At 59.9% G+C, this 12,734-nt stretch carries 13 protein-coding genes and 1 pseudogene; 8 read left to right on the top strand and 6 right to left on the bottom strand.

The window, feature by feature from the left end; genetic code table 11:
- Nucleotides 1-118 precede the first annotated feature (118 nt).
- The 5 genes from BK662_RS02885 to BK662_RS02865 form a co-directional block, all read right to left on the bottom strand.
- Entirely contained in the window at nt 119-718 is a 600-nt protein-coding gene (locus BK662_RS02885; protein ID WP_123356541.1) for a serine protease family protein, read from the bottom strand.
- 333 nt (nt 719-1,051) lie between these two features.
- The gene (gene arsJ, locus BK662_RS02880) at nt 1,052-2,272 is read right to left on the bottom strand and encodes an organoarsenical effux MFS transporter ArsJ (RefSeq protein WP_123356539.1); all 1,221 of its coding nucleotides are present in this window, start codon (nt 2,270-2,272) and stop codon (nt 1,052-1,054) included.
- Between the two features lie 9 nt (nt 2,273-2,281).
- Complete coding sequence (locus tag BK662_RS02875) at nt 2,282-3,286, bottom strand: ArsJ-associated glyceraldehyde-3-phosphate dehydrogenase (protein ID WP_123356537.1); 1,005 nt, start codon at nt 3,284-3,286, stop codon at nt 2,282-2,284.
- A gap of 10 nt (nt 3,287-3,296) precedes the next feature.
- Complete coding sequence (arsH, locus tag BK662_RS02870; RefSeq protein ID WP_123356534.1) at nt 3,297-4,013, bottom strand: arsenical resistance protein ArsH; 717 nt, start codon at nt 4,011-4,013, stop codon at nt 3,297-3,299.
- A gap of 32 nt (nt 4,014-4,045) precedes the next feature.
- Nucleotides 4,046-4,411, bottom strand: a complete 366-nt coding sequence (locus BK662_RS02865) for a metalloregulator ArsR/SmtB family transcription factor (RefSeq protein WP_123356533.1) — start codon at nt 4,409-4,411, stop codon at nt 4,046-4,048.
- An 81-nt stretch (nt 4,412-4,492) separates the two neighbouring features.
- Here BK662_RS02865 and BK662_RS02860 point away from each other — a divergent pair, with 81 nt between their 5' ends.
- Both BK662_RS02860 and BK662_RS02855 read left to right on the top strand, forming a co-directional pair.
- Nucleotides 4,493-4,723: a hypothetical protein gene (locus BK662_RS02860; RefSeq protein ID WP_123356531.1), complete on the top strand. Its 231-nt coding sequence runs from the start codon at nt 4,493-4,495 to the stop codon at nt 4,721-4,723.
- A 237-nt stretch (nt 4,724-4,960) separates the two neighbouring features.
- A pseudogene (locus BK662_RS02855) lies at nt 4,961-5,134 on the top strand (PepSY domain-containing protein); the annotation flags it as partial.
- 150 nt (nt 5,135-5,284) lie between these two features.
- Here BK662_RS02855 and BK662_RS02850 read toward each other — a convergent pair.
- A complete protein-coding gene (locus BK662_RS02850) occupies nt 5,285-6,961 on the bottom strand; it encodes an MFS transporter (RefSeq protein ID WP_123356529.1) in 1,677 nt (558 codons plus the stop codon).
- 362 nt (nt 6,962-7,323) lie between these two features.
- Between BK662_RS02850 and BK662_RS02845 the strand changes: the two genes are divergently transcribed.
- The 6 genes from BK662_RS02845 (at nt 7,324) to BK662_RS02820 (ending at nt 12,456) form a co-directional block, all read left to right on the top strand.
- Complete coding sequence (locus tag BK662_RS02845) at nt 7,324-7,995, top strand: GntR family transcriptional regulator (protein ID WP_038980174.1); 672 nt, start codon at nt 7,324-7,326, stop codon at nt 7,993-7,995.
- Between the two features lie 113 nt (nt 7,996-8,108).
- Entirely contained in the window at nt 8,109-9,041 is a 933-nt protein-coding gene (locus BK662_RS02840; protein ID WP_123356526.1) for a 4-hydroxyproline epimerase, read from the top strand.
- A complete protein-coding gene (locus BK662_RS02835; protein WP_123356524.1) occupies nt 9,038-10,153 on the top strand; it encodes an NAD(P)/FAD-dependent oxidoreductase in 1,116 nt (371 codons plus the stop codon). Before BK662_RS02840 ends, BK662_RS02835 begins: the two co-directional genes overlap by 4 nt.
- Nucleotides 10,146-10,382: a (2Fe-2S)-binding protein gene (locus BK662_RS02830; protein ID WP_052965270.1), complete on the top strand. Its 237-nt coding sequence runs from the start codon at nt 10,146-10,148 to the stop codon at nt 10,380-10,382. The genes BK662_RS02835 and BK662_RS02830 overlap by 8 nt, the downstream gene beginning before the upstream one ends.
- Nucleotides 10,379-11,635 carry an NAD(P)/FAD-dependent oxidoreductase gene (locus BK662_RS02825; RefSeq protein WP_123356522.1) on the top strand — a complete coding sequence of 419 codons (1,257 nt, stop codon included), beginning with the start codon at nt 10,379-10,381 and terminating at the stop codon, nt 11,633-11,635. Before BK662_RS02830 ends, BK662_RS02825 begins: the two co-directional genes overlap by 4 nt.
- 71 nt (nt 11,636-11,706) lie before the next feature.
- Nucleotides 11,707-12,456, top strand: coding sequence for an AraC family transcriptional regulator (locus BK662_RS02820; RefSeq protein WP_123356520.1), 750 nt, complete (start codon nt 11,707-11,709; stop codon nt 12,454-12,456).
- Nucleotides 12,457-12,734: the final 278 nt, after the last annotated feature.

Below are 12,734 nucleotides of genomic sequence, written 5' to 3'. Positions count from 1 at the left end.
ATGAGCTGGATCGACACAATCAATATACGCCTGGATTCGACTAACCATTCAAGGTGTGTCTCATTGCAGCCAATACAATGAGACATATCCCGACGGTCAATTGATTGACGACGTAAAGTTACTTCTTCGCGTACTTCGCGCCGTGCGGATCGTTAAGTTTCACCTGCATCAACTCCCATTCACGTTGAATGATCGAGTAAGGGATAAAGATGCTGACTCTCTCAGCCCCCTTTAACCCGGGGTGAAAACTAACATCGTGGAGTGTGGTGGAGAAAAAACCGACATTGATACCGACAATGCTACCGTCATTGCCGATGACTGGCCCACCCGACATCCCCTTTATCATCGGGGCATCATGGATGGCATAGCGTTCGCCGCTGCCTTCATCGCTATTGATGAAAGGCGCCGGGTACACTTTGCCTTGCCCGGTGACGGTCGTCATGTAGGGACTCGTTCCCACGGCAGTGATGTGCTCACCCACGCGAGGGGCGCGCCATGACGGATAGCGACCGTTGGCCTTGTGCTGGATGAAGACGAGATCACAGCCGGTACTGCAGCTGTATTTCACATTGGATATGAGCGGGGTGTGGCGGGTGGTGACGGCATAGTCTTCGTTCCATTGCACGGCGGAGGCCGTGTACAGGTAAGGCAAAGGAAAGCCTGAGAAGACAGAAAAGTATGAATCGTTGGTAGGCCCCGACAAGTCGGGCTTTACCATACCGTTGCATCCTGCAATAACAGCTCCTATTAAAAAGTAGGTCATGATTTTAATCATGATGATCACCGACTTATAAGGAGGATTGAATTTTTTGTTGTGGGCGGATCTTAGTTATCAGGTTGCTGTAGCTCCCTCGGGGTCTGGTTGGTTATTTATGGCTGAAGTTTGCGATAATGCGTATGAATGAATTGCGCTAAGACTAATTGCTTTTAGATACATATAATAAAACGCAAATATTTGGCGCCTGAAAAATGACAGACACCAAGTAAGCAATACACATGGAAGTTCCAATACTGCAAGTAAAACCGAGTAAAACTCGCCGACTTTAGTGGTTTAAATCGCTTCGGCATGCCTCGGTAACGCCACAGAAATCAATGCCGCGAAAATAACAAATGCGCTGGATATCCATAAACACGCCCCCAGCCCGAAAGCCTGATAAACCCAGCCCGAGAGCACGGTGCCGAGCAACCGTCCCATGGCGTTGGACATGTAGTAAAACCCAACGTCCAGCGACACGCCGTCTTCCTTGGCATAGGACACGATCAGGTAGCTGTGCAGCGAAGAGTTCACCGCGAACAGCGCACCAAAGACCATTAAGCCGCCCAACAATACCACCTGTTGCGACAACCCGGTGTTCAGTCCCAGAGCGATTGCCGCGGGCAGGCCTGCCAGAGCAAGCGCCCAAAGAAACGCAGCGCGGCCATCAGGCACATGCCCCCGTTGCTTGCCGGTGATTCGCGGCGCGAACGATTGCACGATGCCGTAGCCGATCACCCAGGCCGCGAGGAATCCACCGACCTTCCAGAAGTCCCAGCCAAAGACGCTGCTCAAGTACACCGGCAACGCCACGACAAACCAGACATCGCGAGCACCGAACAGAAACATCCGCGCCGCTGACAGAATGTTGATGGCCCGGCTTTTGGACAGGATGTCGCGAAACCTGGGCTTGGCTTTCGCCTTGCCCAGATCCTTTTTTAACAGAATCAAGCTGCTGACCCAGATCAGCGCCAGGACGCCCGCCATGGACAGCAATGCCCCTTTGAACCCGATCAGGGCGAGCAATGCCCCGCCGAGAAAGAAACCGACACCCTTGAGTGCATTCTTCGAGCCGGTGAGGATGGCTATCCATTGGTAAAGCGTGCCCTGTTGCTCGTCGGGCACTAACAGCTTGATCGAGCTTTTGGCGCTCATCTTGTTCAGGTCTTTGGCGATCCCCGACAACGCCTGTGCGCCCATCACCCAAGGGATCGTCAGCCAGGCCACTGGCACCGTCAGCATCAACAGCGCCACAACCTGCATCCCCAGCCCGATGTTCATGGTCCGGTTCAGACCCAGTCGGGCACCGAGATAGCCGCCCACCAGGTTGGTGATCACACCAAAGAGTTCGTAGAACAGAAACAACGCCGCGATTTGCAGCGGGCTGTAGCCCAACGCGTGAAAGTGCAGCACCACCAACATGCGCAAAGCACCATCGGTGAGGGTGAAGGCCCAGTAATTGCCCGTCACGAGCAGGTACTGCCGCACTGGCGGAGCGAGGGCTGACAACGCTTTCATCACCGCTCCTTAAACGGCCAGGCCGACCATTCTGGCCAGTTCGACAGTGCGGTTCGCGTAACCCCATTCATTGTCGTACCAGGCATAGAGTTTGACCTGGGTGCCGTTGATGACCATGGTCGACAGCGCATCGATGATCGATGAGCGCGGGTCGGTGCGGTAGTCGATGGACACCAGCGGACGCTCCTCGAAACCGAGGATGTCTTTCAGTTCGTTCTCGGACGCGTCCTTGAGGAACTGATTCACTTCTTCGACAGTGGTGACGCGCTCGACTTCAAAAACACAATCGGTCAGCGAAGCGTTGGCCAACGGTACGCGCACGGCGTGGCCATTCAGACGCCCGCGCAGTTCCGGGAAGATTTCGGCAATGGCGGTGGCGGAGCCGGTGCTGGTCGGGATCAAACTCATGCCCGACGCTCGCGCTCGGCGCAGATCCTTGTGGGGCTGATCGAGGATGCTTTGAGTGTTGGTCAGGTCGTGGATGGTGGTGATCGAGCCGTGGCGAATGCCCAGTTTTTCGTGGATCACCTTCACCACCGGCGCCAGACAGTTGGTGGTACACGATGCGGCGGTGACGATGCGATGTTCCGCCGGGTTGAACAGCTGATGGTTGACGCCCATGACGATGTTTAGCGCGCCCTGCTCTTTCACCGGAGCGCTGACCACCACACGTTTCACGCCTTGGTCGAGGTAAGCCTGAAGCACCGCGACGGTCTTCATTTTGCCGCTGGCTTCAATCACCAGATCGCAGCCTGACCAATCGGTGTCGGCAATCGCCTTGTTGGCAGTGACTTTGATTCGTTTGCCGTCGATGACGATGTTGTCGCCTTCGGAGTCGGCCTGGTAATTCCAACGGCCATGCACCGAGTCGAAGTTCAGCAGGTGCGCATGGGTTGCCGCGTCGCCTGCCGGATCGTTGATCTGTACGAACTCAAATTCTGGCCAGCCCCAGGCTGCGCGCAGAGCGAGGCGACCGATGCGGCCAAAACCATTGATGCCCACTTTGATCGTCATGTTTCCCCCTTCAAATGGAGCGCTGATTGACACGTTTCATGAGTTCTTGCGCCGATTCCTTGCGCTCGGAATAACGATCGACCAGATAGTCCTGACGGTCGCGCAGCAGCAAGGTGAATTTCACCAACTCTTCCATCACATCCACGACACGGTCGTAGAACGGCGAAGGTTTCATCCGACCGTTATCGTCGAACTCCATGTAGGCCTTCGGTACGGAGGATTGGTTGGGAATGGTGAACATGCGCATCCAGCGCCCCAGCACCCGCAGCTGATTGACTACGTTGAACGACTGCGAGCCACCGCACACTTGCATGACAGCGAGGGTCTTGCCCTGGGTTGGGCGTACGGCGCCCATCGCGAGCGGCACCCAGTCGATCTGCGCCTTGAAGACCGCGCTCATCGAACCGTGACGTTCTGGTGAACACCAGACCTGCCCTTCCGACCACATCATCAACTCACGCAGTTCCTGCACCCGTGGGTGATCGTCGCCAGCGTCATCAGGCAGCGGCAAACCAGACGGATTGAAAACCCGCGTCTCGGCGCCGAAGTGCTGTAGCAATCGGGCGGCCTCCTCGACCAGCAAGCGACTGAAGGAACGCTCACGGGTCGATCCGTACAGCAGCAAAATGCGCGGCTTGTGGCTGGAGGTTTTTTCGATACCGAGCTTGTCGGTCGACGGGAGATCAACCAGTTCGGTATCGAGTTGGGGCATGTGGTCATCGTGCATGGTCATTGTCCTGCGCAATAGCGCTTCTGGAATCATCGAACCGGACAGCAGGCCGCTGCCCGTTCGGGACGGTCACCCATTTCTTCAAGGCGTTTGGCATCCGGGCTCAACCAGTGCCCGTTGGATTCGAGCACCACGGTCAGCACCTGATGCACCCAGCCCGGCAGATCCGGGTGCAGTCGGTAGTAAACCCATTGGCCCTGCCGACGGTCCGACAGCAATCCGCACGTACGCAATTGCGCCAGGTGCCTGGAGACTTTGGGCTGGCTCTCATTCAACGCACAGGTCAGCTCGCAGACGCACAGCTCTCCCTCACGGGCGATGAGCAGCATCATGCGGACCCGGTTGTCGTCAGCCAGGCATTTGAAAACAGTGGTCGGCGTCAGATGGTCAGCCATTGGGTTTCTCAGCGTTGGGTGTTCACGCATCAAAGGTGAATACAGGCATATGCGTTTTTTCGAATATACGTTTTCCCGTATGTGCGGGTCAACGACAAACGCTTGATCGACTTCGGCATTCCCGCGCGGGGCGATCGCCCGGTCGATGTCGATCGGGACAAGCGCTTCGGTTCCGCCGACCCGGATGACGATTACACCCGCAGCGAAGTGTTTTCGTTCACGGCTGGCGTCGACTACCGCATCAACGATCACCCCCGAAGCACCACGAACTCTGGAGCTGAGCACCCACTACCGGTTCTGAGTGGAACCTGAAATCAAATGCCCTCCCTTCTAGGCAATGCTAATCACTAAAGCACTGCTCTTTAGTCATGCCCAACCTTTGTGGCGAGCGAGCTTGCTCGCGCTGGGCTGCGTAGCGGCCCCAAATATCTGACAACAATCGTCGATTTTTGTGAGTGCTACGCACTCAAGCGGGAGCAAGCTCCCTCGCCACAGGTTTCTGTGACTCAAGACTCTCTTCAGTGGACAGCAACATCGTGACAGCGATCAAAGGACCAGGCCAAGTTTCAAGAGGATCTCAAGGCCAAGGGCTACAACATCAAGAAGTTCAAAGTCACGAGCGGCAATTGCTACGAGATCTACGGCTGGGACAAAGACAAGCGCAAAGTCGAGATCTACTTTGATCCGGTCACCGGCAAGGTCGTGAAAGAAGAAATCGAATAGGCCCCCTGTGAAAGCTAAAACCCTGCGCCTCTGGGCCCCCCTCGTACGCGTTTGTCATTGGTCCCTGGCCATCGTCGTAAGCGCTAGCTCTCAAAGATTCCTGACACCACACATTGCCCTTCCCCTCGCGGGAAAGGGCGAGTGCCAACCTTATGTGTGATGAATTTCCCGATCCTTGGTTTCCGGCAGGAAGAACGTGCCAAGAATGGCCGTCATCACGGCGATGACGATGGGGTACCACAGCCCGTAGTAGATATCCCCCGTGGCCGCGACCATGGCGAATGCCACCGTGGGCAGAAAGCCGCCGAACCAGCCATTGCCGATGTGGTATGGCAGCGACATCGAGGTGTAGCGAATGCGCGCCGGGAAGAGCTCCACCAGCCAGGCGGCGATCGGGCCGTAGACCATGGTGACGTAGATCACCAGGATGGTCAGGAGCAGCAGCACCATCGGATAGTTGGTCTTGGCCGGGTCGGCCTTCTCGGGGTAACCGGCGTCCTTGAGGCCGGTGCCGAGGGTAGCGACGAAGGCATCGTTACGGGCCTTGAAGTCGGCGGCCGGCATGCCGGTGCCCTCGAAGCTCGGGATCACCTTGTTGCCAATGCGGACCTGCGCGACGGCACCTGGCTCAGCCTTCTCGTTCTTGTAGGGTATGGCCTTCTTCGCCAGCACGGTCTTGGCAAGGTCGCAGGAGCTGGTGAATTTGGCCTTGCCCACCGGGTCGAACTGGAACGAGCACTTACTCTGATCGGCGATCACCGTGACCGGGTTCTTCTCCTGCGCAAGGAACACGTCGGGGTTACCGTATTGGGTCAACGCATGGAAGATCGGAAAGTAGGTCAGCGCCGCGAGGATGCAGCCCGCCATGATGATTCCCTTGCGGCCGATGCGATCGGACAGGCTGCCGAATATGACGAAGAACGGCGTGCCGATCAGCAGCGAGCCGGCAATCAGAAAGTTGGCCGTCTGCGGGTCAATCTTCAGCGTCTGCAGCAGGAAAAACAGCGCATAGAACTGTCCGGTGTACCAGACCACGGCTTGGCCGGCAGTACCGCCGAGCAGGGCCATGATCACTATCTTGAGGTTTTCCCAGCGGGCGAAGGATTCGGTCAGCGGCGCCTTGGACGACTTGCCTTCTTCCTTCATCTTCAAGAACACCGGTGACTCGCTGAGTTGCAAGCGGATGTACACCGAGACGATCAGCAGCAGGATCGACAGCAGGAAGGGAATCCGCCAGCCCCAGGCCTCGAATGCTTCGGTGCCGAGAATGGTTCGGCAGGCGAGGATCACCAGCAGCGAAAGGAACAGGCCGAGGGTCGCGGTAGTCTGGATCCACGAGGTGAAGTAGCCACGCTTGCCTTTGGGCGCATGTTCGGCCACGTAGGTCGCCGCGCCGCCGTACTCACCACCCAGGGCCAGGCCTTGCAACAGGCGCAGGGTGATCAGGATAACCGGTGCCGCCACGCCGATGGTCGCATAGCCGGGCAGAAAGCCCACTACGGCAGTGGAGATACCCATGATGACAATGGTGATGAGGAACGTGTGCTTGCGCCCGATCATGTCGCCCAGTCGGCCGAACACAATGGCGCCGAAGGGACGTACAGCGAAGCCCGCGGCGAATGCGAGCAGCGCAAAGATGAAGGACGTTGTCTCATTGACGCCGGCGAAGAAGTGCTTGGCGATGATCGCGGCGAGGGAGCCGTAAAGGTAGAAGTCGTACCACTCGAACACGGTGCCCAGGGACGAGGCGAAAATGACCTTGCGCTCCTCCTTGGTAATCCCGTGGTGGGGCGCGCTGCCCGTGGATGTGTTGTCGATTGCGGCCATGAGTCTTCTCCGTCTTGCTCTTGTTGTAGGCCGGAGTACCTCACTCTCTTTTTACCGCACCCAGGCCCTAGGGCTATGTCATCGGATTACGGATTGCGCAAAGCATGCAAACAGGCTGACGGCCTCGCATCGCTGCAAGGTTTCTTGAAGCATAATCGGCTTCGCGCAGATATCCACTCGGCCATCCCGCTCAGACCCGGGCCGACGCGCTGTCGAATGCCTATTCAGGCCCGTGAAATCCTACGCGAAGCGTCTGGGTGGCGCCCGCTGATGCCTATTCTTCGGGGCGACCATCGCCTGGAACTTCGCAGCGAAAGAATTTCGTATACCCTATCGCCATCTCACTCCAAACGACCGCTGCCGTGAACCTACCCAAACTCAACGCTCCCGACCTTGGCAATACCCCTTCGACCTCGGAAATCATCACCCGTCATCTGCGGGACGCGATTGTCGCCGGGCATTTTGCCGAAGATGAGCCGATTCGCCAGGACGACATTGCCCGTCAGTTCAACGTCAGCAAGATTCCGGTGCGCGAGGCCCTCAAGCGGCTGGAGGCCGAAGGGCTGGTGATGTTCCAGCGCAATCGCGGGGCGATGGTCACGCGGGTTTCCGATGCGGAACTGGCGCAGATGTTCGAAGTGCGGATGTTGCTGGAGGACAAAATACTGCGTCTGGCCATTCCCAACATGACCGAAGAAACCTTCGCCCGTGCCGAGCGTATCTGTCAGGAGTTCATCGGCGAGGACGACGTGGGCCGCTGGGCCGAACTCAATTGGGAGCTTCACGCCTGCCTCTACGAGCCGGCGCAACGACCGTTTCTGGTCAGCCTGATTCGTTCGGTCAACGACAAGCTGGAGCGCTACTTGCGCATGCAGATGAGCCTGTCGGCCGGCAAGGAACGGGCGGATCACGAACACCGTGAAATCCTCGCGGCCTGTCGTGCCGGGGATGTGGATCTGGCAGTGAAGCTGCTGGACGAGCACATTGCCGGGGTCTGCAAGACCCTGTTCGAACACCTGCCTCACGCGCACTGACCACTAGAATGCTGTGCTGATTTCGTCATCGACACAGGATAAATCCATCAAGCCGACACCCCGCTGCACAGGCCACTCTTTCGTTCACTCATCTGAACGGACGTGGCCCTCCCATGAAACGCATCACCGTGATCGACTCCCACACTGGCGGCGAACCGACCCGTCTGGTGACCGCCGGCTTTCCTGACCTGGGCACCGGCAGCATGGCCGAACGTCGCAAGCTGCTCGCCGAACATCACGATCAATGGCGCGCCGCTTGTGTGCTGGAACCCCGTGGCAGTGACGTGCTGGTGGGTGCCCTGCTCTGCGAGCCCGTCGACCCGAGCGCCTGTGCCGGGGTGATTTTCTTCAACAACACCGGTTACCTGGGCATGTGCGGCCACGGCACCATCGGCCTGGTGGCGTCGTTGGCGCATCTGGGCAAGATCAGCCCCGGCATGCACAGCATCGAGACGCCGGTGGGTACGGTGCAGGCAACCCTGCACGAAGATCATTCAGTGAGCGTACGCAATGTGCCGGCCTACCGTTACCGCAAGGCGCTGGTGTTGCAGGTGCCAGATGTCGGTCAGGTGGTCGGCGATATTGCCTGGGGCGGCAACTGGTTTTTCCTGATCGCCGAGCATGGCCTGCGGATAGCCGGCGACAACCTCGACGCGCTGATCGCTTACACCTACGCCGTGCAGCAGGCACTGGAGGCCCAGGGTATTCGTGGCGAAGACGGTGGGCTGATCGACCATGTCGAGCTGTTCGCCGATGATGATCACGCCGACAGCCGCAACTTTGTCCTCTGCCCCGGCAAGGCCTATGACCGCTCACCGTGCGGCACCGGCACCAGTGCCAAACTGGCGTGCCTGGCCGCGGACGACAAACTGCAACCGGGGCAGATCTGGCGCCAGGCCAGTGTCATCGGCAGCGAGTTCGAAGGCTCTTATGAATGGCAAGGCGAGCGCGTCGTGCCGACCATTCGCGGCCGTGCCTTTATCAGCGCCGAAGCCAGTTTGATCATCGAACAGGATGACCCGTTCGCCTGGGGCATTTGCCCATGAACGAGGGCCTGGTGGCCGATGTGATCGTGATCGGCGCCGGCATTATCGGCGCCGCCTGTGCCCAGGCGCTGGCCCGTCGTGGCTTGCAGGTGCTGGTGCTGGACGCCGGCCTGCATGGTGCGACGGCGGCAGGCATGGGCCACTTGCTGGTGCTCGACGACAACCCGGCCGAACTGGCCCTGAGTCAATATTCCCTGCAACGCTGGCGCGAACTGGCGCCGGACTTGCCTGACGGCTGCGCCTACCGCAACAACGGCACGCTGTGGCTGGCGGCCAATGCCGAGGAAATGGCGGTCGCCCATGGCAAATACCTGAACCTGAAAGCCCAGGGCGTGGCGTGCGAATTGGTCAGCGCCAGTGCCTTGCGCCAGCGTGAACCGGAACTGCGCGAAGGTCTGGAAGGCGGTTTGCTGATCAATGGAGACGGCATTCTTTATGCGCCGGCAACGGCCAGCTGGATGCTCGACACGCCGAACATTCGTCAACGGCGGGCGCGGGTCAGCGCGGTCGATGGCAACCGCGTATGCCTTGATGACGGTCACTGGTTGAGTGCCGAAGCGGTGGTGTTGGCCAACGGTATTCAGGCCAACGAACTGTGCCCGGAGTTGCCCATCGAGCCGAAAAAAGGTCACCTGCTGATTACCGACCGCTACCCCCGCACTGTCACCCACACCTTGGTCGAACTGGGTTACGTCACCAGCGCCCACAACGCAACGGGACCGTCGACCGCCTGCAATATTCAGCCGCGTCCCACCGGGCAATTGTTCATCGGTGCCTCGCGGCAATTCGGCACCACCGACCCGCAGGTCGAAGGCTGGATGCTGGCGAAAATGCTCAAGCGCGCCGCCGAGTACATGCCGGGGCTGGCCCGGCTCAACGGCATCCGCGCCTGGACCGGCTTTCGCGCCGCCAGCCCCGATGGCCTGCCGCTGGTGGGCCAACATCCGCAGCGCCAAGGCTTGTGGCTGGCCGTCGGTCACGAAGGGTTGGGCGTCACCACGGCCCCCGGCACAGCCGACTTGCTGGTGGCGCAATTGTTCAACGAAACCCCGCCATTGGCCGCACAACCCTATCTGCCCCAGCGTTTTCTCGGAGAACCTGCCTATGCCTGAATTGCTGCTGGACGGCCGCGCCTTGAAGGTGGCCGAGGGCACCAGCGTCGCCGCTGCCTTGGCGTTGGGCAGCGACGGCTGCACACGCACGTCGGTCAGTGGTCAGCGCCGCGCACCGCTGTGCGGCATGGGCATCTGCCAGGAATGCCGGGTGACCATCGACGGTCGGCGACGCCTCGCTTGCCAGACCCTGTGCCGAGACGGCATGCAGGTGGAGACACGCCCATGAACGAATACGCCGATCTGCTGATCATCGGTGCCGGCCCCGCTGGCATGGCCGCCGCCCTTGTCGCCGCGCCCAGCGGCGCACGCATCGTCATGCTCGACGACAATCCGCTACCGGGCGGGCAAATCTGGCGTGACGGCCCTCAAGCCAACGTGCCCGATCAAGCCCGTCGTCTGCGTGAGCGTTTGCAGTCTTGCAGCAACATCCGCCATCACGCCGGCACCCGGGTGATCGCCAGCCCCGGTCCGAAACAACTGTTGGTCGAAGATGATGACGACGGCTGGTTGATCAGTTACGACAAACTGATTCTGTGTACTGGCGCCCGCGAGTTGCTGCTGCCCTTCCCCGGCTGGACGTTGCCCGGTGTGACCGGGGCCGGTGGCTTGCAGGCGCTGATCAAGGCGGGTGTGCCGGTGCAGGGTGAGCGCGTGGTGATCGCCGGCAGCGGCCCGCTATTACTGGCGAGTGCCGCCACCGCGAAAAAACATGGCGCCCAGGTACAACGCATCGCCGAGCAAGCCTCGCGCATCGCCGTCGCCGGTTTCGCCGCGCAACTGCCCCGCTGGCCCGCCAAATGGTTGCAATCGTTCAGCTTGTTCGACCGCCATTACCGCACCTCGACTCATGTGCTGGCCGCCCTTGGCACTGACCGACTGGAAGGCGTGCGCCTGCAACAGCAAGGCAAAATCGTCGAACTGGAATGTGATCGGCTGGCCTGTGGTTTCGGCTTGATCCCGAACATTCAATTGGGCCAGGCACTGGGTTACCTCATCGAAGGTCAGGCGTTGGCGGTGGATGCCTGGCAGGCCAGCAGCCGTGCCGATCATTATGCGGCCGGCGAATGCACCGGGTTTGGTGGCAGTGAACTGGCGTTGGTCGAAGGTGAAATTGCTGGCCACGCGGCGGTCGGTAACCTTGAAGCGGCCCGCCAATTGTGGCCACGCCGGGCACGCTGGCAGGGTTTCGCCAAGGCACTGAATCAGGCATTCGCCCTCGACCCGCAACTCAAGTCCCTGGCCCGATCCGACACCCTGGTCTGCCGCTGCGAAGACGTGCCTTACGCCGCATTGGCCGGGCACACTGACTGGCGCGAAGCCAAGCTGGCCAGTCGCTGCGGCATGGGTGCCTGTCAGGGTCGAGTGTGTGGTGGTGCGGTGCAGCACCTATTCGGCTGGCAACCTTCGGCGCCCCGCCCACCCTTCAGCCCGGCGCGAATCGAGACCTTGATGTGCCTGGACGACACCCCGCCGGCCTGATTCCCCCTCGGGGGTTTCAGCCACGCTGCCGAGCCTCTATGATCCCGGGGTCGCCATCAGACCCCAGCGCCATGTATCCCTCGCTCAGCACCTTCAAACCCTGCGACCTGCCAACGCTGCTCAACAGTCTGCAGCCGATCGCGCCGTTGCTCGATACCCTGGCGGACGTGGTGTTTTTCATCAAGGACCGCGAAGCCCGCTACGCCTTCGTCAACCAGACCCTGGCCCGGCGCTGCGGCTTCAAACATCGCGAGGATCTGCTGGGGCTCACCGCCGACAGGGTCTTCCCGGAACGCTTCGGCCCGCTGTACACCGAACAGGATCGACGGCTGCTGTCCAGCGGACGCGAACTGTCCGACCAACTGGAGCTGCATCTGTATTACGGCAATCAGCCGATCTGGTGCCTGACCCACAAACTCGCCTTGCAGGATGAACAGGGGCACATCGTTGGCCTGGCCGGAATCTCCCGCGACCTGCAATCCCCCCAATCCAACCACCCCGCGTTCCAGAAACTTGCCGCCGTGGATGCGCACATCCGCAGCCACTTCGCCCGCGCCATCAGCCTCGCCGAACTGACCGCCATCGCCGGCTATTCCGTGGCGCAACTGGAACGTCACTGCAAACGGGTATTCCAGCTCACTCCACGGCAGATGATTCACAAGGCGCGCCTGGAAGAAGGTTCGCGGCTGTTACTGCACACCGACCTGCCGATCACCGAAATCGCCCTGCGCTGCGGCTACACCGACCACAGTGCCTTCAGCCGACAGTTCCGCGCCTTGACCAGCCTGTCACCGAGCCAGTTTCGGGATAATCAGCATTAAGGAATGTGGTGTTCTTTCGGGCCTCATCGCGAGCAGGCTCGCTCCCACAGGGGATTTGCAGTGAATCCATTTTTTGCGAACGCTGCAGATCCAATGTGGGAGCGAGCCTGCTCGCGAAGAGGCCGGCACAGCCACCACAAGGCGCGGTGTCAGACTGCTAAACAAGCACTGTTTAAATGACACTTCCAGACACTCACCCAGGCTACACATCCTTGCGCCGTTGCCTACGACTGCGCCAGAATCCGCCGGCTTGTACGCCTTGAGGCCGGGCTCTATCG

Source organism: Pseudomonas frederiksbergensis, assembly GCF_003732275.1.
Taxonomy (GTDB): Bacteria; Pseudomonadota; Gammaproteobacteria; order Pseudomonadales; family Pseudomonadaceae; genus Aquipseudomonas; species Aquipseudomonas frederiksbergensis_H.
Note: the sequence above shows the minus strand (reverse complement) of the source record. Positions and strands in the feature narration are given on the sequence as shown.